Raw genomic sequence first — 24,227 nt, forward strand, 5'->3', positions numbered from 1 at the left:
TTATTCATTGATGTAATTGGAAGGCAGCAAAGCGGCGGGAGACCACTGTTTGAAGAACTCCATGAGTTTCTTCCGGTCATAGGAATCTGCCGATTCGAGCAGTCCTGAATTCTGGGTATGCAGGCGGTTGCCTTTGGCATCCAGTACTACCAGCACCGGGAACCCGAAACGTTGTGGATATCCCAGTTCCTGTAATATAGGCAGGTTCTTGTTTTCCTTGCTGTAGTTGAGGTGGTACACTACATAGTTTTTGTCCATCATGGCTTTCAGCTCTGCATCATCTTCCACGAATTTGTATAAGCGTTTGCACCAGATGCACCAGTTCCCACCTATCTGTATTAAAACATGTTTCTTCTCTTCGGCAGCCTTTTTCACGGCAGCAGCTATATCCGCTTTGGCATCGGCAGCGGGATTGTAAATATGCGCCAGGTCATGTGTCTGGGCCTGTGTTTTTACCACCGGCAAAACGATCGCAAAGCTCAGCAGCAATGCCCACACCATCTTCTTCATAAAACTTGATTTATTCATCATTCTAATTTACACTATATTTTGGACATAGGATTGTATGGCTTTTTGCGCCTGCGTGCTGTCTCCCAGCTGTAAGGCGATGATGTCTTTCAGCTGTTGCTGCAGGGCAGTATCATATATCTGCACACATACTTCTATGCGTCTGTAAAGGTTCCGGTTCATCCAGTCTGCAGAACCCATATACACTTCTTCTTTGCCATTATTGTGGAAAATGAATACCCGCGCATGTTCCAGGTAACGGTCTACAATCCTTACCACACGGATATTGCGGCTTTCGGTAATATCCGGCAGCAGGCAGTTGATGCTGCGTACGATCAGGTTGACCTGTACGCCAGCCTGGCTGGCTTCATATAACTTGGCAATCATAGCTTTTTCCTGCAGATTGTTCACCTTAACGGTAATAACCGCGGGCAGGCCCTCATGGGCGTTGGTAATCTCCCGGTCTATCATTTCAGTAAAACGGGACATCATATTGAACTGGGCCACCAGCAGGTGCTGGAACTGCAGGAAATGATAAGCCATTGGCTGTTCTCTGCTTTGCAGATACAGGAACAGCAGTTCCATTTCCCGGGTGATACCGGCATGTGAGGTAAAAAGCACATGATCGGTATAAAAACGGGCAGTACTTTCGTTGAAGTTACCGGTAGCAATCAAACCGGAATAGTCCCATTGGTAGCCGCGGCGACGCTTTACCAGCGCTGTTTTGGCATGTACTTTCATGCCCGGGATACTATAGATGAGTTTTACACCGGCTTCTTTCATTTTTTTAGACCAGCGAATATTATTGGCTTCATCAAAACGAGCTTTCAGTTCCACGAATACCGTTACAGCTTTACCGTTACGGGCAGCGCTGATCAGTGCCTGCGCTATCTGGGAGCCGGAAGCAATACGGTAAAGGGTTACATATATCTCGGCCACATCAGGATCGATAGCTGCTTCATTGAAGAAGCGCAGTACTGGATCGTATTGCTGATAAGGGAGATGTACCAGCAGATCCCGCTGCTGGATGAGGTCCAGCAGGTAATCAGCTGCAGCTGCCTCCGGATTGGCTGAGGGCCTGGCTTTGGGATACAGGGCATCTGTAAACCCTGCAGGCATCGGCAGATCAGCGAGATCTTTCAGGTTGTGGTAACGTCCTCCAGGCACCATTTCGTTGGCTGCCACCTCAAAATGATCAGCCAGGAAATTGCGTAGCTGCAGCGGCATGGCGGAGTCATATAGAAAGCGGGTAGGAACACCCAACTCACGTTTACGGATCAACGTTTCTACTTCTTCCAGGATATCACCTTTCATCTCATCCATATCTATTTCCGCATTACGCGTCAGCTTGATGCAGTAACTGTTTTGTATGGTATATCCGCGGAAAATATAAGGAAGATGTATTCTTATCACATCATCAAGAAAAGCAATACGAAATACACCATCAGGTGAATCCAGTGTGATAAAGCGTTTCAGCCCGGAAGGAATATTAACGAGCACTGTTTCCTGTGTATCCGGTGCCTGCTCAGGAGAGAGGGTGACTACCAGGTATAATGCATTATTCTCCGGGAAGAATTTTTTGTGGCGTTGGCTCAGCCATACCGGCTGCAGCCAGGCCAGTACGGCCGACAGGAAGTAAGTTCTGGTAAGAGTGGCCATGGCCGGGTCGGTGGCGGGACCGTAGTGCAGGGATATCCCATTTTGGTGCAAATCAGGCAGGACGCTGCCGGTAAATATCCGGCCATATTCTTCCTGTTGCTGATTAATGGTATCCAGCACCTGTTGCAGGGTTTCGGGTGAAGGAGATTCTTCACCGGCAGCTTCAGGATCGCGCTCCAGCACCTTATTGATGGCCAGTATGGCTGGCATCCTCACTCTGAAGAACTCGTCGAGGTTGGATGAAAATATAGACAGGAATTTGATACGTTCATACAATGGCACCTGCGTATCGGCAGCCATCTGCAATACCCGATAATTAAATGACAACCAGCTTAGATCACGGTTATATAAAGGAATACTCATGAATACTTATGCTTTTACCGGGAAAAATATGCCGGCGATCATAAATGCCAACACAGAGCCTATCAAACCAAACATAAAAATGTTATAGGATATGCGAAGTAGTCTGTATTTGTGTGCCAGCACCACGCCCAGATGATATACGTCTTTGGTCATGCTGCCATAGAGAAATTCAGAATCTTCCATCATTTTTTTCATTCCCCATTCGTATTCATCGAGTTTCATCCGGTAGAAGTTTCCAAAGAATAACAGGTTCGCATTTTTGTTGGAGATATCTTCTTTGGTAAATGTACCACTGGTGACATTGGGTCTGGTGGCCAATACCGCAAAGATGACGGTGGTAACGGAAGTGATGAGGAATATGACAGCAGGAATGATCATATTGGGATAATCTTCGATACGCCTTACCAGTACTGTCAGCATAAAGGAAATAATGATGGAGTTGACCGAGATCATTATATGAGCTTTACTATCAGCCATGGAGCTCAGCCGGATATGGTTGGTGGAGGTGATCCTGAACATGGTTTCGATACCCCGGTCCGGTTTGGGTGTTTTCTTTTTAGCTTTGGCAATCAGCTGCGCATCAGGAGTGGTGCTGGTGTTGTCAGGCACGCTGGCGGCTACAACAGTGGCTTTTTCTTCTTGTGCTTCTACTGATTTTTTTTCCAGTCTCTTATAGAGCTTTTGCAGATTCTCTTCTTTTTGTTGTTTGGTATATGTTTTTGCGTAGTCTGTCCAATACTCATGGTTGCTGAGGAACTTGATATTGCCTGTGAGCCAGGTGGTGGCAGGGATTTCCTGTTGTGTTCTCATTTCCACTTCACGGCGCAGCAGTTTGTTACGATCTGCAAACTCTTTTGATCCGAGATGGAACAGGTCCGCATCACAAACAATCTGTTCTACCAGGGTATGTGGTGACTGTGGCATTTTAGTGGCCAGGATAGCACCTTTAACCATGGTTTGTATGTGTTCCGGGGCCTGTTGCCCCTGTAGAAAACGAACTGCTTCTTCAGCCCCTGTTTCTTCATGGACGGTGCTGTCACCCAGGAGATAGCCCGCATCATGGAACCAGGCTGCAACATATACTGCCTGTAATTCATCATCCTGTAAGCGGTAATGTGCGGCAATCTGTGCGGCGGCTTTTACCACCTGCTGGGTATGTTCAAAGTTATGATATACCAGTTCCGGATGCGGATGTTGCTGATACTGGGCCAACATATAATCTCTGGCGGCATCTATGAGTGAGCTGTTTTGCATATTTGTAGTTTTGTCAGCAAAAGCACAGCGTGTGCAAAGAAAGCGAAGAAGTACCTTTGTAAGCCTGGCGTGCTTTGCTCACTTTGTGTCTTTGTATGAGGAAAGTTACTGCATTTTTAAGTTAAATTTATGCTACAAAGCCCATGTATGACCAGAATACCCCTGTTGATAATCACCTTACTGTTCCTTTCCTGTAATAATTTCAGCGATAGGGAACAGAAAATATACGCTTCTCCGGCAGGGTACGACCTCAAGGAGCCGGTACGATACCGGGTGCGGGAGTCCATGCAGGAGATATCCGGTATAGAGGCTTTCCCGGATGAAAGAAATATGATTGCGATTAATGATGAAGAAGGCAGAGTATATAAAATAGATGTACATACCACCCAGCCTTATCCTTCCTGGAAATTTGCCAAAAACGGGGATTATGAAGATATCTGCCGTACAGACAGCGGTTGGTTTGTATTGAAAAGCAATGGCTCGTTGTACGAAGTACATGGCCTGTTTACCGATTCTGTATCCAGCACACATTACAAGTTTCCGAAAGAAGGCAAGCGTGAATTTGAAACCACCTATTTTGACAGTGCCAGAAACAGTATCGTGCTCATTACCAAAAACGCCCACGATGATAAAAAGGATGGGAAAACCAGTGCCTTCCGCTTTGACCTGGCTACCCGCACTTTCGATACCATGCCCCTGTTTCGCCTGGATAATGAAGAGATAGCGAAACTGGCAGGTACAGACATGCGTTTTTTCAAACCTTCTGCAGCGGCTATACATCCTATTGAAAAAAGATTGTACATCGTGGCGTCGGTTAATGGACTGCTGGTCATCACCGATCTGCAGGGACATATACAGGAAGCCTACAACCTCAAACACCGGCTGTTTCTCCAGCCCGAAGGACTTACCTTTGCGGCCAATGGAGACCTCTACATATCCAATGAAGGTGGCTATGACGGCATGGCCAATATTCTTAAATTCACTTATAAGCGCAAATGATCAACAGAGCCATAATCCTTATCACATTTATTACCCTGGTATGCGGCCGCATATTTGCGCAATCCCCGGTTGTAGTAAAACGCATCATCCTGATAGGTGATGCCGGTGAACTGCACGAAAACGGGCATAACCCCGTAGTGGATGCCGTCCGAAAGAAATATAACCTTCAGGAAGATATCAACACCGTCCTATTCCTGGGCGACAACGTATATCCGAAAGGGTTACCAGACCCTGCCAATAAAACATATCCGGTAGCAAAGGAAATACTGGATTACCAGGTGAACCTGATAAAAGGTACCCGCTCCCGTGGTATCTTCATCCCCGGCAATCACGACTGGGAAAAGAGCAAACCCGATGGATGGCGGACCATCCGTAACCAACAGGAGTACATCGACTCACTTTACCTGGATAATGTAGACTTCCTCCCTAAAGATGGCTGTCCCGGCCCGGTGGAAGTACCAATCGCAGATAATATCACACTGATAGTGATGGACAGCGAATGGTGGGTATTTCCCTATGAGAAGCCAGGCATCGAATCTTCCTGCGACTGTAAAGACAAAGATGAAGTACTGACCAGACTGTCTGAGATAGTAGCTACCAATCGGAACAAACTCCTGATATTCGCCACACACCATCCTTTCCGCAGCTATGGCATCCATGGCGGATATTATACGATCAAACAACATGTGTTCCCGCTGACGGACCTGAAACCATGGCTGTATGTGCCGCTACCAGTGATAGGGTCTATCTATCCGCTGGCCCGTGGCGTATTTGGTACACCGGAGGATATGCCCAACCCTAAATACAAAGAGATGGTCAAAGGGGTGGAAGAAGCATTTAAACCACATGGACCAGTAGTCTTTGTATCAGGCCATGACCATACCCTCCAGCTGATAAAAGATAAACCCAACACCTACATTGTTAGTGGCAGCGCCGCTAAAAACAACCGCGTAAAAAAAGGTAGGAAGTCGCTGTATGCCTCTTCCGAAAATGGTTTCAGCGTAGTGGAAGTGTTGTCAGATAGTACCGTGAGAGCACAGTATTTCCTGGCCAAAGACTTGTCTGCACCGGCTTTCAGTGATACACTATTACATCTGCAGGACATCCGCAGCCAGGGGCTGCAGTTTCATGAACCCTCCGCTATGCCGGCCTGGGTGAAAGTGCCGGCAGATTCCCAATATGCAAGGGTTAGTAAGTTCCACCGTTTCCTGCTGGGTAATAACTACCGTGAAGTATGGGCCACACCACTCAATTTCCCGGTGATAGACCTCAATAAAAACGGATATAAAATATTACAGCGGGGTGGTGGTAAACAAACCCATTCCCTCCGGCTGGCCGACAGCACCGGAAAAGAATACGCCATGCGTTCACTGAAAAAATTTCCGCTGGCAGCCATTCCGGTACAATTAAGAGAAACGATTGCCCGTGAAGTGGTACAGGACCAGATATCCGCCGCCAATCCTTATGCCCCGCTGGCGGTAAGCGTACTGGCGGAAGCTGCCGGGGTACCGCATACACATCCCACCTTCGTATATCTTCCACTAGATACCGCACTCAGCATATATGCCCACGACTTCGGCAACGATGTATTTCTGTTGGAAGAAAGAGAACCAGTGACCGGCAAAAACGACAAAACCTACAGTACACCCAAGGTACTGGCCAAAGTATTAGGAGATAATGATATTCATGTAGATCAGAAAGCTGTGCTGCGCGCACGTATCCTCGATACCTATATCATGGATTTCGACCGGCACGACGACCAGTGGCGCTGGTACAAGGAAAAACATAAGGGAGAAGAATACTATTATCCGGTGCCCCGTGACCGTGATCAGGCCTTTTTTGTGAATGAAGGAGTACTTCCCCGGATGTTGAGCAGACCCTGGATACTGCCGGGAATTCAAGGCTTCCGGAACAAGATCCCTGATGTAAACGGCTTTCAGTTCAGTGCCCGCTATTTCGATCGCTCCTTTATGAATGAGCTGGAGAAAAAAGACTGGGAAAAACAAACGGATAAGTTCCTGAACAAAATGACAGACAGTGTGATAAGAGCTGCTGTCAACGCTTTCCCTGATACTGTTCGTAAGCAAGTGGGGCCAATGATGCTCGAGCGGCTGTCTATCCGCAGAAGTATCCTGAAAGAAAACATGCTCAAATACTATCGTTTCCTGGCTAAGTCTGTGGACGTACCAGCTACCAGCAAAAATGAGCTGATCCAGCTGGAAAAACTCAAAGGGGGAGCGGTAGCGCTGAATATGTATAAGATCAGTAAAAAAGGAGAAGTTCAGCAGAACATCTATTCCCGCACCTTTGATCCCAAAGAAACCAACGAAGTAAATGTATACGGCCTGGGAGGACACGACCGTTTCGAAATAAAAGGTGACCATGGCACGCCTATACGTGTTCGTCTTATAGGAGGTAAAGATGCGGATACCTATATCGACAGTTCCACGTTCCACGCAGGCAAACGGATACGTATATACGATCAGCGTACCGGCCAGGATACCTTCCTGCTGGATGGCCATATACAACGCCGCCTGTCTGATGATCCGGAGAATATCCACTATAACCGGAGCGCCTTCCAGTATAACAAAACGTTTCCTATGCTGGCCGGTGCTTACAACCGGGATGACGGTATTTTACTGGGAGTGGGGTTGCAACTGATCCGGCACTCATTCCGTAAGGAGCCATATGCTTCCAAACATATCTTCACAGCTACACATTCGTTAGCCACCAGCGCCTGGAATTTCCGCTATGATGGAGAGTTTACGGACGTTGTGGGTAAGTCAGACCTGCTGCTGCTGGCCAGAGCCAAAGCTCCCAACAATACAATCAACTTCTTCGGGTTGGGAAATGAAACTGTTTTCGATAAAAGTAATGGTAAAAGCATCCGCTATTACCGGGCACGGTTTAATCTGTATACGGCAGAAGTATTGCTGAGAACCAAAATAGGCAATCATTTCAGCCTGTCCTACGGACCTACGTTTAATAACTATGCTTTTAACCGCGAAGAAAACAATAACCGTTTTATTACCAATTTCCAGCTGAACGGGCTCGATTCCGGCATTTACAATAATAAATCCTATGCCGGTGCTAAGCTGGTAGCCCAGGTAGATACCCGTAACAATAAGCTGATCCCTACACGGGGCATTTTGTGGACCACCATATGGACAGGCACCAAAGGACTGAACGGTGACAGTAAGAACTATACGCAGTTGCAATCAGATCTTAGTCTGTATATGAGCTTCCGGGTGCCGGCCAGCTTTGTAATTGTCAGCCGTTTTGGAGGAAGCAAAATATGGGGCGATTATGAATTCTTCCAGGCGGCTACTGTTGGAGGTACACAAAACCTGCGCGGATTCCGCAACTATCGTTTTGCCGGCAGTGCTGCTGCTTATAACAATACCGAAATACGGGTGAAGCTCTTTGATCTGAAAACTTATGTGCTGCCTGCGGCAGTAGGGTTGCTGGCCTTTAATGATGTTGGCCGTGTATGGAAGGATAACGAAACTTCGCACATATGGCACGACGGATATGGTGGCGGTATCTACGTGGCGCCTGTCAATGCACTGATTGTGACGGCTGTAATCGGGCATTCGAGTGAAGAAACGATCCCCTATGTAACACTTGGATTTAAATTCTGATCATAAAAAAAGACCGGGCAAATGTCCCGGTCTTTCTTTTTTAAGCTGATGGTAAAGTATCTTCCATGTTAACCCTCACCCTGAGTGCTTTCAGGCCGCTAACACCTTGTAGCTCTTCCAGATCCAGCATCTCGATATCGGGTAACAGAATATTTTTGCTTTGCAGGAAGGATATGTATTTTCTCAGTTCTTCCATTTCACGCACATAAGAGTAAACCATGGCAATGGTGCCAGGCTGGGTAAGCCGTTCGCCGGTATCTTTTACATGTACTTTGTCTATCCTTTTTTTGATGATCTCATAACGGATGTTATAGGCACCTTCCACATCAAACCGGCGTTCGTCGCTACGGAAGCTGATAGTGATAGGGGAGCTGTGCATGAGGATCATCTGTGTGGTTTGCAGCGGTATTTTCAACCGTGGTGATATCTTATGGGTCAGCCGCGCAATTTTAGCCATGGAGGAAAGCTGCCATAGGCGCAGGTTGCGAAGGTACAGGTAATCAAATTTTTTCTCATGGGCAATCGACTGTCCAATATAAATCGTGTATTCGATACCGTCTGTACGGTATTTTTCGAAATAACACGGAAAGGACTGCTGAATATATAACCGCTCTTTTTCCAGATACTGGCTGATGGCCCTGTTGATAGTGGAAAGGCTTTCTTCATATTCCCGGCGGTGGCGGAAAACATGTCCTTCCGCTTTGTCGATTTTGCTGAAATAGCTTTCCAGGACGGGCTTCAGGGATTCACTGCCTTCACACAGATGTTCCAGTACAGGCTGTATTTCCTGCTCCATAAATTCATTCACCTTCAGGTCTTCCCCTGCAGTGAGGTGATCGCTGAGATTGCTCAGGAGGTCTTCTGTTTTAAACATCAGTTCTTCCAGGAGAGGCAAATGAATTTCCTTGGCTATTGTTTCCAGCGTGGATTTGATCAGTTCCAGCTGTTCCTGGAGGTCTTCGCGGATGGCATTGCCCTGTTGTACGGAGGAATTCCGTATATCGATGGCGCCATACAGCGGATATACTTCTTCAAAAGAGATGTTTTCAATGTCTTTGCGTTCTTCTGCGGGAGTGAGCAGGTAGTTCCAGGCAGCTTCAGTAAACTTCCATTCTACAGAGGGCTGCAGGGCGGTAAACTGATCTTTCAGTACTTCGTTGATTCTGCTGTCGAGGATACTCATGCTGCGGTTGAGCATGAGGACCATCAACGGATAGATGCTTTCCAGTCTCCACAGTGGTTCTGCAGACAACATATTGACCTGGGAAGAAGCCAGTTCCAGTACGCCCAGTATTTCTTTTTTATGGGTGATGGGGAAGAGGATGAAGCTCTGAATATTTTTGATCGGCAGATATTTGAGGAAAGGATATTGGGAGATGGTAGCCTCATTGACTGCCGGAATAATCAGTGGTGTGGGCTGTTTGGCCGCATGTTCGATCAACAGGTGGAAGAAGTGCTGTTGTTGTTTTTTATGCCCGATGCCAAGGATCGGATCGGTGCTGATGAACTGTTCTTCCAGCACGTTTTTACCGTTTACTTTCGGAAAAGGTACGATATGAGCTGTGACGTGGGGACAGTCCATAACAGTCGGGATCATTTTTTCCAGTGTACGGTACGTCTCAGCCTCGTTGCCAGCTTGCATGTTCATCACCAGGCCCTTGATATTGTTGAGAATTTCTGTCTGTGTGACATCTTCCACTGTCCATATCACAAATCCTTCCAGGTAGAACTGATCCGGGGGGATAATGTTTTGCAGAGTATCCGGGGCCATCTGGTAAGAGCAGTAGTTGTCGTAGTCCAGTGGGGGCGGAGTATCTCCTTTTATCTTTACGTCTACAAAACGGGGGTCTATATTCACTTTCACGTACCGTTTGGAGCCGTCAGGGAGTTCTATGTGATGGATGATTTCATTCTGGTAGTTGACCGGGAAATTATATACTCTTTCCAGGATCAGTTTATACAGCCATGTCAGCTTGTCCTTTTTCACTTTAGCCACGGAAATGCCCTGTGGAACAGTCACCAGGCCGGAACCGTTTTCCGTGAACATCTGCCGGAAAAGTTCGGAATAATAAAAGATAGCAAACTTAAAAGGGACCCCGATGCCATAGATATCACGGGTGGTATCTGTGGTGATGGGAAAAATGGCTGCGGTGAGCAGATCGAGATATTCTTTATAGACAGAAAGATCGGCTGTAGGTGAAATAGGATTGAGTATTTCCGGGTGGCTTTCGAACTTCTGGATAATCAGGCGATAGAAAGAAGACCGGGGATCCTGGTCATTAGCTGCCTTTTCCTTCAGAAAACGAAGGAAAGGGACGAATGATATATTGGCTTCGATTAATTTATCGTCCTGTAATGCGTTGGTGTGTCCAGTTAAAATCTTCATATAAACGCGTATAAAATTATCACCAAAGGCTTTTCGTTTTTTGTGATCACAAAAAAGTTCTATTACAATTTACAGTAAAACAGTGCAGGAGTAACAAGGGGAGATAGTATGCAGACGTAAAGGTAGGGGCAATATTTTAAATTTGATCATTTGGTTATTTGGCTATTTTACTATTGCTGATAAACAGCTTTTTATAAATAACCAAATAACCAAATGATCAAATAACTAAATGAGTTCGATCTGGTTTTTAAGCAGGTCTTCGAGTGTATCGCGTTTACGGATCAGGAACGGTTTGCCGTCTTTCACCATTACTTCGGCCGGTTTAAGGCGGGAGTTGAAGTTGGAAGACATTTCAAAACCATAGGCGCCGGCGTTATAGAAAACGAGGTAGTCGCCTTCCCGCACTTCATTGATTTTGCGGTCCCATCCGAAGGTATCTGTTTCGCAGATATTACCTACAACGGTATAGATGCGTTCAGTTCCTTTAGGGTTTGAGATATTGCGGATCAGGTGGAATGCGTCGTAGAACATGGGCCTGATCAGGTGGTTGAAGCCGGAGTTGACACCTACAAAAACGTTGGCGGTGGTTTGTTTGATAACGTTGGCCTTTACTACAAAGTAACCGGACTGGCTTACCAGGAATTTTCCTGGTTCAAACCAGAGCTGGAGTGGTTTTTCGTAGTTTTTAGAGAAGTTGTTGAAAGCATCGCTCAGTTTTTTACCGAGGAGGTCGATATCTGTTTCAGGATCGCCCTGCTGGTAAGCTACTTTAAATCCGCTGCCGAGGTCAATAGACTCGATATCAGGGAAGTGCTGTGCCATTTCGAACATGATTTCCACGCCACGGAGGAAAACGTCCACGTCTTTGATTTCGGAGCCGGTATGCATGTGCAGGCCGGTTACTTTCAATTTGGTGGATTTCACGATGCGTTCGATATGACGCAGCTGGTGAATGGAGATACCAAATTTGCTGTCGATATGTCCGGTAGAGATCTTGAAGTTGCCTCCCGCCATGATATGCGGATTGAGCCGGATGCTGATGGGATAGCTACCGCCAAACTTGTTGCCGAATTGTTCCAGGATGGAGAGGTTATCGATGTTGATAATCACACCAAGGTCTTTGGCAGCAATGATTTCCTGCAGATCTACACAGTTGGGTGTAAAGATGATATTTTTAGCTTCAAAACCTGCTTTGAGGCCCAGCTGTACTTCCTGGATGGATACGGTGTCCAGTCCGCAACCAAGGGAGTTGATGTACTTCAGGATGTTGATGTTGGTCAATGCCTTACAGGCGTAAAAAAAGCGGGTGTTGGCCTTCTGGAAGGCATTCTGGAGCTTTTCATACTGGGTTTTAATCTTTTCTGCGTGGTATATATATACCGGGGTACCAAATTCGTCCGCTATTTTCACGAGGAAGTCGGTAGCAAGTACGTCGCTTTGTTTAGGCATTGATTACTCCTTGATTTAAGAATGAGGTGGCAAAATTACTACGCAAAACTGAGAAATTATAGAAGATTGAAATCAATCTTCGTCTGCTTCCCCGAGGAATCCTTCAATGTTTCTTCTGTCTTTTTTGGTCGGGCGTCCTATTTTGCTTTGTCTTTTACCGGTATGGAATACGGCTGCGATGGCTTTGGGTGCGGATTTATCCTCTTCAGGTGTGTTGTCTGCGTAGTATTTGATGGCTTCGCTGTAGGCAACCCTGTTAGACAGGAGTCCGGTTACCTGGATGATCCATTTACGGCCTTCGGTTCTGATTTCGAAGTTGTCGCCGAGGCTGACGGGTTTGGCGGCTTTTACATTGTTGCCGTTCATTTTTACTTTACCGCCGTCGCAGGCTTCTGATGCCTGGCTGCGGGTTTTGAAAACCCGGATAGCCCAGAGATATTTGTCTACCCGTATTTTTTCAGTGGTACTCATGGGTCAATTACGAATTATAAATTACGAATTACGAATTGAGAATCACGATAATGCACTCATAATTCCCAATTCGTAACTCGTAATTGATTTATTTACTCATCTCAGCAAAATACTGGTGGAAATAAGGGATGGTCTCGATGCCTTTATAATAATTGGCCAGACCATATTTTTCGTTGGGAGAGTGGAGGTTGTCACTGTCCAGTCCAAATCCCATCAGTACTGTTTTCAGGCCGAGTGTTTTTTCGAACAGGGCTACGATCGGAATACTACCGCCGCCGCGAACGGGGATAGGAGCTTTACCGAAGGTAGTGTCAATAGCTTTGTGGGCTGCTTTGTAGGCCACAGAGTCAGTTGGCGTTACATATGGGCTTCCGCCGTGGTGTTTGTTCACTTTTACAGTCACGCTCTTAGGAGCGATGGCTTCAAAGTGTTTGGCAAACAGGTCGGATATTTCATGCCAGTCCTGGTTGGGAACGAGGCGCATGGAAATTTTTGCGAAAGCTTTGGAAGGCAATACGGTTTTAGAACCTTCACCGATGTAACCACCCCAGATACCGTTTACTTCCAAAGTAGGACGGATACCGGTTCTTTCGATGGTGCTATATCCTTTTTCGCCCCATACATCAGCGATACCCAGGTCTTTTTTGTAGGCTTCCTCGTCGAAGGGAGCTGAGTTCAGGTCTGCTCTTTCTTCAGGAGTCAGTTCCTGTACTTTATCATAGAAGCCGGGAATGGTGATGTGGTTGTTTTCGTCGTGCAGGGAAGCGATCATTTTGGCGAGGATAGTGGCCGGGTTGGCTACTGCGCCGCCATAAACGCCGCTGTGGAGGTCGCGGTTAGGACCAGTTACTTCCACTTCCATGTAGGCGAGGCCACGGAGGCCGGTATCGATGGATGGATCTTCCAGGCTGATCATGGAGGTGTCAGAGATGAGCACTACATCAGCTTTCAGTTTTTCCTTGTTTTGTTCCAGGAAGATACCCAGGTTGGCAGAACCTACTTCTTCTTCCCCTTCGATCATAAATTTGATGTTGCAGGGAATGGTGTTGGTTTTGTTCATGGTTTCAAAGGCTTTTACATGCATGTAAAACTGTCCTTTGTCGTCCGCACTGCCACGGGCGTATATGTTACCGTCTTTGATAACGGGCTCAAACGGGCCGCTATGCCACAGTTCCAGCGGATCTGCAGGTTGTACGTCGTAGTGGCCATATACCAGTACGGTCGGTAAAGAAGGATCTATGATCTTTTCTCCATAAACGATAGGGTGTCCTGCGGTCGGGCATACTTCTACGTTATCCGCGCCAGCTTCCTGCAGGCGTTGCTTTACGGCTTCTGCGCACTTCTGAACGTCACCATTGAAGCGGGAATCAGCACTCACAGACGGAATGCGTAACAGATCCAGCAATTCTTCCAGGAAACGCTCTTTGTGTTGGGCCTGGTATTCTTTCCAAACTTGCATGATTCAGGAAATTAAGTTCACAATGGGATGCAAGTTAAAGGAAAAAGAACATTCAGGAATTTGGGATTTACGGATTTGTGGAATTTGGGATTAGGCTGGTTATTGAACCTCTTTCGAGATATATTAGTATTCGAAGATGCTTAATGTGTTGATTTATAAAAACCAATAAACGGAAATCAGTAGAAATATTAGGAAATCAGCTTTTGTCGTACCAGGAACTCCAGCTTTTCGTTGACATCCAGGAGTTTGGCAGTCAGTTCCTTGTTTTCCTTCCGGAGGGAATACACTTCAAACGCTTTTTCGATATTATGTCTTAGTTCTTCCTCATTCCAGGGTTTGGAGAAATACTTGTACACCTGGCCTTTGTTGATGGCATCCACAACGGCATTAATATCGGCGTAGCCTGTAAGCAGCATACGGATAGGCTCGGGATATTTTTCCAGTATGGACTCAAAAAACTCGATCCCGGTCACTCTGGGCATTCGCTGATCGGAAATGATGATGTGAAATTCCCGCTCTTCCAGTAGTTTCACTGCTTCTTCGGCTGAGGTGGCGGTGAAAACGTTGTAAAGTCTCCTGAACGAAGCTTTGAAGGCGTTCAGGTTGTGTATTTCATCATCAATATAGAGTATATGGATGTGTTGTGCACTCATTTAAGCAGACTTAGTTCCAAGTTATTAATAATAAATGAGTTAGAAACAATGAAACCTGTTATATCGATTTTAGTATCTATCCTGCCCCATTCACTTTTTGGCATTTATCGATAAAAACAGCTAACGATAAACGTGCTATAAAGGTACATATAAACATACTGTATTAGCGTGAATTTTTCAAGTATGGATGAACTTTTTTTTAAATTCATCGTTTCCCTAAGCAATAGCGATTTACTGCTTTAGTTTCCATATTTTCGTGGGAAGATGAAAAATATGGTTTTACCGTGTTTTTTACTGCGTTCACCGTGAAAACAACTAGTTACACCGGCAGGCATGGAAACAGGAACAGCTTTTGCTCTCTTGCCGGCATTAAATTTAAAATTCTATTCAGATGAAAAAAGGAATTATTGTAATCATTGTTATTGTATTACTGGGCATGTTAGGTTGCGGAAAGTACAATGGATTAGTTAAACAGGAGGAAACTGTGAAGAATAAATGGGGTGTAGTGCAGAGTAGTTACCAACGCCGGGCAGACCTTATTCCTAATCTGGTAAACACTGTAAAAGGCGCTGCCAACTTTGAAACAACCACCCTTACCAAAGTGATGGAAGCCCGTGCCAGTGCAACTCAAATCAAAGTAGACGTGAATGACCTGAGCCCTGAAAAAATACAGCAGTACCAGGCAGCTCAAGGTCAGCTGAGCCAGGCACTGGGCCGTTTGCTCGCCGTTTCTGAACAATATCCTGAACTGAAAGCCAACCAGAGCTTCCTGACGCTGCAGTCACAGCTGGAAGGTACTGAAAACAGAATCAACGTTGCCCGTAACGACTTTAACGATGCGGTAAACGGATACAACAGTAATGTTCGTAGTTTCCCTACCAATTTGATAGCTGGCATCACCGGCTTCAAACAGAAAGGTTACTTTGAAGCACAGGCTGGCGCTGAGAAAGCACCGGAAGTAAAATTCTAGGATTAATATTCTGATGTATAGTATGATGGGTGATTTAAAAACAATCACCCATCATCCCAACAAAATATAATAGCATGCGTCTATTCCCTTTTAAAAAGAGAGAGATTTTTTCCGAAACGGATAAAAACAGACTGGTGCAGGCTATCCGGGTAGCTGAAAGGCTTACATCGGGCGAAATCAGGTTATTTGTAGAAAACCATTGCAGTTACGTAAATCCCATGGACCGCGCAAAGGAAGCCTTCGTTTCCCTGGGCATGGAGAAAACCAAACAACGCAATGGAGTATTGGTATATGTGGCTCTTAAAGACCATCAGTTTGCCATTCTGGGCGACCAGGGCATTCATGATAAAGTGGGCGACGATTTCTGGCAGCAGGAGGCTTCACTCCTTAAAAGCCACTTCCAGAACAGCCACATCATTGAAGGTATCGAAGAATGTATCCGGGAGATAGGCGAATCCCTCCGTACCTACTTCCCCCATGAAGCCGGTGATACCAACGAGTTACCGGACGACATCGTTTTCAATATCTAGCGGGCACTTTTTTAAAACGATTTTAGCACAGACGAACATGAGGATATTACGCTGGTTTTTACCTGGATTATTACTGATGGCAGGATTGCTGGCAAAAGCACAAAACATCCCGCCAAGGCCTAATCCTCCGACTTTAGTAAACGACTTTGCCGGCATCCTCCTGAAAGATGAAGACGAAAGGCTGGAGCAGAAGCTGGTAGCCTATAGTGACAGTACCTCCACTCAGATAGCGATCGTTACCCTTAAATCGGTTGGTAATTACGATATCAGCCAGGTAGGACTTAAAATTTTAAGAGATTGGGGGATTGGTACAAAAGGCAAGAACAATGGTATCCTTATTCTTGTTTCCTTGGAAGACAGGAAGATCAGGATAGAAACAGGTTATGGCATGGAAGGCGTTGTGCCGGACGCTATAGCCAATGAAATTATTACACAGATCATCAAACCCGCTTTCCGGCAGGGACAATACTACCAGGGCCTCGACGGTGCGGTAGACGCCATCAAGAAAGCGGCTGCCGGTGAATACAAAGCCGATCCAAGACAAAGCAAACCCGGTATCAGCCCGGGCGGCGTTTTCCTCCTTATCCTGGTAATTGTAATCATCATTTCCATTATCAGCCGTGGTGGCGGTGGAGGTGGTGGTACCACTTACAACAGACGCGGAGGCTGGATATGGCCGGTAATCGGCGGCATGGGCGGCTTCGGACGCGGTGGCGGAGGAGGCTGGTCAGGCGGCGGCGGTGGCGGAGGCTTCGGCGGTTTCGGCGGAGGTTCCGGCGGCGGAGGAGGAGCCAGTGGCAGCTGGTAATCTTTGAAAACCCTTGAAAATAACGTTATGTCATACATGTATGTGTTAAACGGTGACGCTACACTTTCCCAGCTCAGACAAAGCAGGCTCAGAGGCGGCGTAGTAGTATGCAGGGAGATGATGAGTGAAGGGAAAGTCAAAAACACCAAAGACCCGGTTGAATTTTTTGAAAGCCGCGCCAAACACCTGGAATTCCAATACGGTATCGACAAACAAACATATTATACCAATGTCGTTCATGAGCTGGAGAAATTAAAAAACTCCAGCTCTTTTGATGAAATAGTACTCTGGTTTGAAGCAGACCTGTTCTGTCAGATCAACCTGGTCTTTATCATCATTTATCTCAAAAACAATCTGGATACTTTACCCCCCATCAGCATTGTAGATATGCCCCATCACCGGGAAGTAACAGATTATCCCTCTTTGCTGGAGCAACGGGTATTACTGCAGCCTGCTGATATTCAGCTGGCATTCGATACCTGGGAGGCCTATTGCGAAGACACCCCGCTGGCACTGGAGAAAATCACCCGAATGGAAGGCGGTAACCTGAAATATCTGCCAGCAGCACTCCGTGCCCATCTGGAACGATTCCCCGATGTGGAAAGCGGCCTGAGTAGCATCGAAAAATTCTTCCTCCGTAAACTTTCTCTGGGCAAATACCGGAATTATGACCTTTACACCGCTTTCTGGGATGAACTGTGGATATACGGCTTCGGTGATTTCCAGCTGGATTTACTCATACAACGGATGCAACAGGCAGGCGTCATAGAAAACGAAGCCCAGATGATTAGTATCACCAGCCTCGGGCAGGAGGTCCTCAACAATGAAGAAAATTATCTCGACTACCTTCCTCTTCATCATCGGTGGCTGGGTGGTGTACGGCTGGATAAAACCCCCTGGCGCTGGGATCCCTCCTTACAAAAGATCATCAAAAAAGAACAGTAGTTTGCATAAAAAGACAAAAGCGCGCAGTGGTTTAACTCCCTGCGCGCTTTTGTCTTTTTATCTGAGCCGGCTATTATTCTTTATTGGCCGCCGCCCGGATGCTGTCAGATGCTTTCCGCATATAGGCAGCTTGTTGCTTCAGTCCATCACTGTCTTTACCAGTAACAGCTGTAGCGTCCATATCTTTTTTACGGGCAATTTCCTGCAGCCAGTTGCTGATATAGGTGTTTACCTGACCGTTGTTGAACTGTACGGTCATTGCTTTCACCTGATCTACCCCGCGCTGCACGGCCTCCGTATTATTGACTTTAGCAAGGAAGCCCAGGTAGTCGAATGCTGCATTGAGCTTGTCCTGGCCGGAAGTTTCATCGAACTTGGTAGCTACAAAACTAATATCGGCCGGATTGCCTTTGCGGGCATAGATGCTGGCAATAGCGCCTACCAGTTTGCCCTTGGTATCTTTCTCCAGTTGTTTGGCAATACCATAAGCTTTATCGAGGTCCAGCTCTGCCAGCGCCTCAATACCAGCAGCTTCTACACCATAGGATGGGTCTTTGGTAGCTGCTTCAAATAAAGTGGCGTATTGCGGGTCTTTCAGTTCTCCCAGTTGTTTGATGGCAGCAGCCTTAGTCAAGGAGCTGGGATCCTGTTTGGCCATTTCTGTCAATACAGGCAGGGCAGCAGCTTTTACAGCCGGCAGCTTCAGATTGAGCGAACCAGCAGCCAGGGTACGGAGCCCGTGGTATTTGTCTTTCGTAGCCTGTATCAGCAGTTTTACGGCTTCCGGATTGTTGCCCTGGGCTTCAGCTGCGGCTTCAATAGCGATGCGGCGGTCCATGTAGAGCGGCGCATGGGCGTATTGGTAAACATAAGTAGAGAAATCACGGTGGTCATCTTTCTTGGATAAAATCACCTTTTCGGCATCTACGTTTATCAGGTCCGGTTTAGTGGAAAAATTGAAGGTGAAAGAATCCACGCGGTTGGATACCGTTACATTGTGACGTTCTTTTTTACCGCCGCTGTAAATATCAATGGCCAGCGGCAGTTGCCATACTTTATCTGCTTTCTGGAGCTGCTGGATAAACACAGTCACTTTATTGCCGCTGTATTTATAGCTGATATCCAGTTCAGGGAACCCTTGTCCGAAATACCATTGGTTAAAGAACCAGTTCATATCGCGGCCGGTTACTTCTTCAAAGGCAAGACGCAGCTGATGGGCTTCCGTAGCTTTAAACGCGTTGGCTTTCAGATATACATTCAGGGATTTGAAGAATGCGGAATCACCAACGGCATTACGCAGCATATGCAGGATACGGCCACCTTTCTGGTAGGTCACCTGGTCAAACATATCTTCCCTGTCGCGGTAATAGAAACGTACCAGGTTTTTGTCGCCGGAATACTGTACCATAGAAAGGTAGGACATAGCCGCCTCATAGCCGTGTTCATCTGCTGCATCTCTGCCATACTTGTGTTCCAGCCACAGGTATTCACTGTAGTCAGCAAAAGATTCGTTAACGGTCAGGTTGCTCCAGGACTTGGCTGTGGCGAGGTCGCCGAACCAGTGGTGGAACAGTTCATGCGCAATTACGCTTTCATTGTAGTTATTGTTGTCAAGCAGTTCACGGTCTGTTTTCTGCATAAACTCCCCGTGCAGAGTGGCGGTGGTGTTTTCCATCGCACCGGAAACATAGTCACGGCCCGTGATCTGGGAGTATTTTACCCAGGGGTATTCATATCCCAGGATGTTGGAGTAAAAGGTGAGCATCTCAGGGGTATTGCCAAAGATGTTTTTAGCATACTTTTCGAATGGCTTTTCCAGATAATAGCTTACCTCTTTGCCTTTCCAGGTGTCTTTTACAATGGCATATTCGCCTACTGCCATCATAAACAGGTAAGGAGAGTGGGGGAGATCCATCTTCCAGGTATCAGTGCGGGTGCCGTCAGGATTGGTTTTCTGACTTACCAGTTTACCATTGGAGAGGGTCACATATTTTTTAGGCACCGTCATGCTGATTTCTTCGGTGCATTTCTGATTGGTTTTATCGATGGTAGGAAACCATACAGAAGAACTTTCAGTTTCGCCCTGGGTCCATATCTGGGTAGGCTTGTTGGGTTCTGTACCGTCGGGGTTGATGAAATACAATCCTTTGGCATCAGTAATGGCGGCGCTACCTTTCACCTTCAGCTCATTGGGTTTGGCGGTATAGCTGATATAGATGTTATAGGATTCGGTGGCCTGGTAGTTTTTATCCAGTTTGATATGCAGCTGCAGGCTGTCATATGAGTACTTCAGCGGACTGTTTTTGCCTCCTTTTACAATAGCCACTTCATGGATGTCCATGCCTTTGGCGTCGAGAATAAGGGAGTCAGTCGCGTAGAAATGGGGCTTCAGGGTAATCCAGGCTTTGCCGTACAAGTAACGTTTGGGGTAATCAAAACGTACGTCCAGTTTGGTATGTACCAGGTCATTGACCTTGGTAGCTGCCGCTCTGTAGATCTTCATGGCAGGATCTTCTGGGGCTGCAATCCCGGTCTGGGCCATCAGGGAAGACGTCGCTCCCAAGCCAGCCATCCCACCGATCAGCACACCCAAAAGGGACCGCTTCAAATGTTGATTCATGTAAAATCAGTTTTAATTAAATATATCAGCTTCTGCTTATATAAAGCGTCAAATTTAAACAAATGGCCTTATAATGAGGCAAGTGGTTAAAAATGCTATTTTTGTTATACTTAGCAGCCAATAAATACGAAACACTATGATCAAAGCAACAGTAAACGGTAAGTCTGCGTACACCATAAATCAGGATTCAACCCTTACCTGCAACGGGCAGGTGGTAGACTGGTCTGCAGTACAGGTACCTTCGGGTGATTACAGCATCATTATGGATGGCCACAGCTATCAGGCACAGGTACTGAAAGTAGACAAAGACACCAAGACCGTTACGCTGCAGATCAACCAGCAGACGTACGAAGTGGCCATTGAAGAACCAATTGATCAGTTGCTGGCATCCATGGGGATAAAGGATGCCATGACTAAAAAAGTGAATGATATCAAAGCCCCTATGCCGGGACTGGTACTGAAAGTGCTGGTGACCCCCGGTCAGGCTATCCATAAAGGCGATCCGGTGCTCATCCTGGAAGCCATGAAAATGGAGAATATATTCAAAGCGGCTTCGGATGCCGTGGTGAAAGAAATAAAGGTAGCAGAGCGCACTGCCGTAGAAAAAGGCGAGGTGCTGATCGTGCTGGAATAATATTTGCGTAAAGGACAGTTTTATACCAATTTTTAGTATGCTTTTCAAATACAGGACAGTATTATACCTATTGGCATGCTTGTTTTGCTGTGGCCGCGCATGGGCACAGGAACAGCAGCATTATGTATATATCCAGAGTGAAAAAGGCCAGCCCTTTTATGTAAAGGTAAATGGCCAGGTGCTGAGTTCTACCGAGAGAGGGTATGTTATCCTGCCCCGGCTGGAAAGTGGCACAGTACCGATATCCATCGGTTTTGCCAAAAGTGAGGGCCCTGCTCAGGAGCAGAAGTTCCAGGTGCGTATAGCACAAAGTGATCTGGGCTTTCTGTTAAAAAAGGCCTCCGGTTCGGGCTATACATTATATAATATGCAGACGTTCCGGGAAACCAAAGCCGATAACAATGATGGTGGAGCTGTGGTAGCTGCTGCCAAAGAGCCGGCACCGGAAGCTGCGGTAAACAACGCTCCCGAAGATACTACCCGTAAGGAGATGATGAACAACATGCAGAAAGACCTGGAAACGACTTTCTCCCAAACGGCTACTGTCACCGGTCCTGCTAAACCCTCCTCCAAGCCGGGCAATGCTTTTTCCTCCGCGCTTGATAAAGTGGTGGTATCTGGTGATGACCGCGATGAGCCTGTAGCAGAAGAAGCGGCCGCCAAACCTGTACCAGCACCTGCTGCATCGGAACCCGCGGCTGAACATGAAACCAAAAAGCACAAAGGCAAAAAGCATAAAGGCGAAAGGGAACCCCTCACCGAAGAAGAAGAGGGCATCCTGAAGCAGGTGATGGCTGAAGAAAGCCGGACCGCGGCCAGCGAAGCAGCCAGTGAAGATCTTTCCAAAACAGAAGGGGAAGAGCAGCCGGATCACAAAAAACAGAAGAAACATAAGAAAAGGGAAGGTGATCCTGATTTTATTGAGTTTCAGGAGGACGGCAAATCTGCAGCACCGGCCGCTGCTGCGCCGGCAGTGGTTGCTGCCGTACCGGTAGAAACTCCGGCCCCGGCTGTAGAAACACCGGTTGCTGAAGAGGCGCCTGCCCATACCAAAAAGAAAAAACGTAAACTGTTTGACGATACAGAGCATCCGGCCAATATCATCACCGATTCCAGTGGTTATGGCATTGCGGTAGCAGATGATGTGTCCTCCAAAAAAAGGAAGAAGGCAGAAGAGGCAACAATAGTGGAGGCAACGCCGAGAGAAAAGGTAGATACTCGTCTTGTTAATACAGACTGTGGTAATATCATGGATGAAGGTACGTTCCGTAAGGTATTGCGCAAGTTTGTAGCTGCCAAAAGTGACGACGCTATGATTGACATGTTCCGTCGTTCTACCCGTAACTATTGTCTGGAAACTACTCAGGTGAAAACGCTGGTTCAGCTACTCACTGCAGATGAGGCCCGCTACCGCCTGCTGGATATGGCTTATGCCAAAACCTATGACACGGAGAAGTATGGTGCCCTCGAATCGCTGTTGACCGAAAGTTATTACAAGGGGCGGTTTAAGGCAATGTTACATAAATAAGTATATATAGATATCTGGCCTTCGGCCGAAGGAGGGGCTGACCTTTACAGGGTCAGCCTTTTTATTTTGGCGGGGCAGGAGGTACAGGGATAATTTCTAATTGTATTAATTTCGCGCCCGATGAACAGATACTTTATAGAAGTGGCCTACAAAGGCGAGCAGTACAGTGGCTTTCAGGTACAGGATAATGCCCATACCGTACAGGCGGAGGTAGATAAGGCGCTCAGCATATTATTCCGGGAGAAGGTGGAAAGCACCGGGTCCAGCAGGACCGATGCGGGGGTGAATGCCCTGCAGAACTTCCTGCATTTTGATACTACATTGCCTTTGCATCCGCAGTTTCTGTATAAGATTAATGCTATTTTGCCGGATGATGTGGTGCTGCGGGGAGTTTACAGGGTGCCGGAGGAAGCACATAGCCGTTTTGCTGCATTGAGCCGTTCTTATGAATATACTTTATATACCCACAAGGATCCGTTTATGCGGGACCGTGGGTATTTCTTTCCTTATAAGCTGGATTTCGACGCATTACAGGCAGCAGCCGGTATTATCCGTGAGTATAGCGATTTTACCACCTTTTCCAAGCGTAATACACAGGTAAAGACATTTATCTGTGCTATTGAAGAATCTTACTGGACTGCAGCAGGAGAGCGTGTAGTCTATAACGTTACCGCCAATCGTTTCCTGCGGGGAATGGTGCGTGGATTGGTAGGTACGATGCTGAGAGTGGGGCGGGGCAAGCTTTCGCTGGATGAGTTCAGGGCTGCTATAGAGAGCAGGGATTGTACAAAGGCGGATTTTGCAGTGCCGCCTCAGGGACTGTTTCTGATGGAGGTAAAGTATCCGGAAGGTCTTTTGGAGCCAATTTCTTTTATGCGGCGATAAATTTTTTAGGTCCTGAAACCTTTTGCTGTAAAGGGTTTCAGGATTTTTGTCTAAAAAAGTTTGTGTAAAAAGTTGGAAGTGTCAAAAAACCGCCTACCTTTGCGCTCCGCTTTGATAGAAAGCAGGTCACAAAAAAGCTCTTCACATACTGATTTTCTACTGTTTTTATTTCGCTGTAAATGATGAATGGTGGCTCTTCTTCGAAAGATGTTCACTGAAATAACAGAAAATAAAAAATCTTGAAAAAAGATTTGGTAGAAATGAAAAGTTGCTTACCTTTGCAACCCCAACGATAACGGGGCGACACACGGAAAGCGAAGTTGCGAAAATTGAAATACAGGATGTACGGCCAAATGGGCCACAGAGATCGGATCTCGAACATCGACAATGATCAGTAATGATCAAAAGTTCTTTGAAAGAATGGAAACAACAGCACGAATCAAATTAGTGATAGTTTGATTCACAA

Annotated in this window: 18 protein-coding genes; 9 read left to right on the forward strand and 9 right to left on the reverse strand. The window is 46.6% G+C overall.

All coding sequences use genetic code 11. The features are described from left to right. The 3 genes from DF182_RS16260 to DF182_RS16270 are packed head-to-tail and all read right to left on the reverse strand — an operon-like array spanning window position 1 to window position 3,783. Window positions 1–510: a thioredoxin family protein gene (locus DF182_RS16260; RefSeq protein ID WP_113616701.1), complete on the reverse strand. Its 510-nt coding sequence runs from the start codon at window positions 508–510 to the stop codon at window positions 1–3. 27 nt (window positions 511–537) lie between these two features. After that, entirely contained in the window at window positions 538–2,529 is a 1,992-nt protein-coding gene (ppk1, locus tag DF182_RS16265) for a polyphosphate kinase 1 (RefSeq protein ID WP_113616702.1), read from the reverse strand. 6 nt (window positions 2,530–2,535) lie between these two features. Further along, entirely contained in the window at window positions 2,536–3,783 is a 1,248-nt protein-coding gene (locus DF182_RS16270; protein ID WP_113616703.1) for a Pycsar system effector family protein, read from the reverse strand. A gap of 147 nt (window positions 3,784–3,930) precedes the next feature. Here DF182_RS16270 and DF182_RS16275 point away from each other — a divergent pair, with 147 nt between their 5' ends. Further along, window positions 3,931–4,782, forward strand: a complete 852-nt coding sequence (locus tag DF182_RS16275) for a hypothetical protein (RefSeq protein ID WP_113616704.1) — start codon at window positions 3,931–3,933, stop codon at window positions 4,780–4,782. Next, the gene (locus DF182_RS16280; RefSeq protein ID WP_113616705.1) at window positions 4,779–8,423 is read left to right on the forward strand and encodes a BamA/TamA family outer membrane protein; all 3,645 of its coding nucleotides are present in this window, start codon (window positions 4,779–4,781) and stop codon (window positions 8,421–8,423) included. The genes DF182_RS16275 and DF182_RS16280 overlap by 4 nt, the downstream gene beginning before the upstream one ends. A gap of 40 nt (window positions 8,424–8,463) precedes the next feature. On the opposite strand, the gene DF182_RS16285 is transcribed toward DF182_RS16280, so the two are convergent. The 5 genes from DF182_RS16285 to DF182_RS16305 all read right to left on the reverse strand — a co-directional run bounded on the left by DF182_RS16285 (window position 8,464) and on the right by DF182_RS16305 (window position 14,841). Continuing rightward, complete coding sequence (locus DF182_RS16285; protein ID WP_113616706.1) at window positions 8,464–10,809, reverse strand: hypothetical protein; 2,346 nt, start codon at window positions 10,807–10,809, stop codon at window positions 8,464–8,466. Window positions 10,810–11,034: 225 nt separating this feature from the next. Further along, window positions 11,035–12,258 carry a diaminopimelate decarboxylase gene (gene lysA, locus DF182_RS16290; RefSeq protein ID WP_113616707.1) on the reverse strand — a complete coding sequence of 408 codons (1,224 nt, stop codon included), beginning with the start codon at window positions 12,256–12,258 and terminating at the stop codon, window positions 11,035–11,037. A gap of 72 nt (window positions 12,259–12,330) precedes the next feature. Further along, a complete protein-coding gene (locus DF182_RS16295; RefSeq protein WP_113616708.1) occupies window positions 12,331–12,729 on the reverse strand; it encodes an RNA-binding S4 domain-containing protein in 399 nt (132 codons plus the stop codon). An 88-nt stretch (window positions 12,730–12,817) separates the two neighbouring features. Then, window positions 12,818–14,188: a dipeptidase gene (locus DF182_RS16300; RefSeq protein ID WP_113616709.1), complete on the reverse strand. Its 1,371-nt coding sequence runs from the start codon at window positions 14,186–14,188 to the stop codon at window positions 12,818–12,820. 188 nt (window positions 14,189–14,376) lie between these two features. Continuing rightward, complete coding sequence (locus DF182_RS16305) at window positions 14,377–14,841, reverse strand: response regulator (RefSeq protein WP_113616710.1); 465 nt, start codon at window positions 14,839–14,841, stop codon at window positions 14,377–14,379. 391 nt (window positions 14,842–15,232) lie between these two features. Here DF182_RS16305 and DF182_RS16310 point away from each other — a divergent pair, with 391 nt between their 5' ends. The 4 genes from DF182_RS16310 (at window position 15,233) to DF182_RS16325 (ending at window position 18,094) form a co-directional block, all read left to right on the forward strand. Beyond that, window positions 15,233–15,811, forward strand: a complete 579-nt coding sequence (locus DF182_RS16310) for a LemA family protein (protein ID WP_113616711.1) — start codon at window positions 15,233–15,235, stop codon at window positions 15,809–15,811. Between the two features lie 74 nt (window positions 15,812–15,885). After that, entirely contained in the window at window positions 15,886–16,341 is a 456-nt protein-coding gene (locus DF182_RS16315) for a TPM domain-containing protein (protein ID WP_113616712.1), read from the forward strand. Between the two features lie 37 nt (window positions 16,342–16,378). Further along, on the forward strand, window positions 16,379–17,149 hold the full coding sequence (locus DF182_RS16320; RefSeq protein WP_211327113.1) for a TPM domain-containing protein: 771 nt from the start codon (window positions 16,379–16,381) through the stop codon (window positions 17,147–17,149). Between the two features lie 27 nt (window positions 17,150–17,176). Continuing rightward, window positions 17,177–18,094, forward strand: a complete 918-nt coding sequence (locus tag DF182_RS16325) for a DUF1835 domain-containing protein (RefSeq protein WP_147243449.1) — start codon at window positions 17,177–17,179, stop codon at window positions 18,092–18,094. Window positions 18,095–18,167: 73 nt separating this feature from the next. Here DF182_RS16325 and DF182_RS16330 read toward each other — a convergent pair whose 3' ends face one another. After that, window positions 18,168–20,714, reverse strand: a complete 2,547-nt coding sequence (locus DF182_RS16330; protein ID WP_113616714.1) for a M1 family metallopeptidase — start codon at window positions 20,712–20,714, stop codon at window positions 18,168–18,170. A gap of 136 nt (window positions 20,715–20,850) precedes the next feature. Here DF182_RS16330 and DF182_RS16335 point away from each other — a divergent pair, with 136 nt between their 5' ends. From DF182_RS16335 to truA, 3 genes are all read left to right on the forward strand, one after another. Continuing rightward, complete coding sequence (locus DF182_RS16335; protein WP_113616715.1) at window positions 20,851–21,348, forward strand: biotin/lipoyl-containing protein; 498 nt, start codon at window positions 20,851–20,853, stop codon at window positions 21,346–21,348. A 37-nt stretch (window positions 21,349–21,385) separates the two neighbouring features. Continuing rightward, window positions 21,386–22,876 carry a DUF4476 domain-containing protein gene (locus tag DF182_RS16340; protein WP_113616716.1) on the forward strand — a complete coding sequence of 497 codons (1,491 nt, stop codon included), beginning with the start codon at window positions 21,386–21,388 and terminating at the stop codon, window positions 22,874–22,876. 120 nt (window positions 22,877–22,996) lie between these two features. After that, a complete protein-coding gene (truA, locus tag DF182_RS16345; RefSeq protein WP_113616717.1) occupies window positions 22,997–23,761 on the forward strand; it encodes a tRNA pseudouridine(38-40) synthase TruA in 765 nt (254 codons plus the stop codon). Window positions 23,762–24,227 lie beyond the last annotated feature (466 nt).

The sequence above is a fragment of the Chitinophaga flava genome, from assembly GCF_003308995.1.
Lineage (GTDB): Bacteria > Bacteroidota > Bacteroidia > Chitinophagales > Chitinophagaceae > Chitinophaga > Chitinophaga flava.

Excerpts from the sequence above, each read along its gene's own strand:
- truA (WP_113616717.1), top strand. The coding sequence starts at position 22,997 with ATGAACAGATACTTTATAGAAGTGGCCTACAAAGGCGAGCAGTACAGT.
- DF182_RS16320 (WP_211327113.1), top strand. The coding sequence starts at position 16,379 with ATGAGGATATTACGCTGGTTTTTACCTGGATTATTACTGATGGCAGGA.
- DF182_RS16325 (WP_147243449.1), top strand. The coding sequence starts at position 17,177 with ATGTCATACATGTATGTGTTAAACGGTGACGCTACACTTTCCCAGCTC.
- DF182_RS16295 (WP_113616708.1), bottom strand. The coding sequence starts at position 12,729 with ATGAGTACCACTGAAAAAATACGGGTAGACAAATATCTCTGGGCTATC.
- DF182_RS16335 (WP_113616715.1), top strand. The coding sequence starts at position 20,851 with ATGATCAAAGCAACAGTAAACGGTAAGTCTGCGTACACCATAAATCAG.
- DF182_RS16275 (WP_113616704.1), top strand. The coding sequence starts at position 3,931 with ATGACCAGAATACCCCTGTTGATAATCACCTTACTGTTCCTTTCCTGT.
- DF182_RS16300 (WP_113616709.1), bottom strand. The coding sequence starts at position 14,188 with ATGCAAGTTTGGAAAGAATACCAGGCCCAACACAAAGAGCGTTTCCTG.
- DF182_RS16310 (WP_113616711.1), top strand. The coding sequence starts at position 15,233 with ATGAAAAAAGGAATTATTGTAATCATTGTTATTGTATTACTGGGCATG.
- DF182_RS16285 (WP_113616706.1), bottom strand. The coding sequence starts at position 10,809 with ATGAAGATTTTAACTGGACACACCAACGCATTACAGGACGATAAATTA.
- DF182_RS16330 (WP_113616714.1), bottom strand. The coding sequence starts at position 20,714 with ATGAATCAACATTTGAAGCGGTCCCTTTTGGGTGTGCTGATCGGTGGG.
- DF182_RS16260 (WP_113616701.1), bottom strand. The coding sequence starts at position 510 with ATGAAGAAGATGGTGTGGGCATTGCTGCTGAGCTTTGCGATCGTTTTG.
- lysA (WP_113616707.1), bottom strand. The coding sequence starts at position 12,258 with ATGCCTAAACAAAGCGACGTACTTGCTACCGACTTCCTCGTGAAAATA.
- DF182_RS16280 (WP_113616705.1), top strand. The coding sequence starts at position 4,779 with ATGATCAACAGAGCCATAATCCTTATCACATTTATTACCCTGGTATGC.
- DF182_RS16315 (WP_113616712.1), top strand. The coding sequence starts at position 15,886 with ATGCGTCTATTCCCTTTTAAAAAGAGAGAGATTTTTTCCGAAACGGAT.
- DF182_RS16305 (WP_113616710.1), bottom strand. The coding sequence starts at position 14,841 with ATGAGTGCACAACACATCCATATACTCTATATTGATGATGAAATACAC.
- ppk1 (WP_113616702.1), bottom strand. The coding sequence starts at position 2,529 with ATGAGTATTCCTTTATATAACCGTGATCTAAGCTGGTTGTCATTTAAT.
- DF182_RS16270 (WP_113616703.1), bottom strand. The coding sequence starts at position 3,783 with ATGCAAAACAGCTCACTCATAGATGCCGCCAGAGATTATATGTTGGCC.
- DF182_RS16340 (WP_113616716.1), top strand. The coding sequence starts at position 21,386 with ATGCTTTTCAAATACAGGACAGTATTATACCTATTGGCATGCTTGTTT.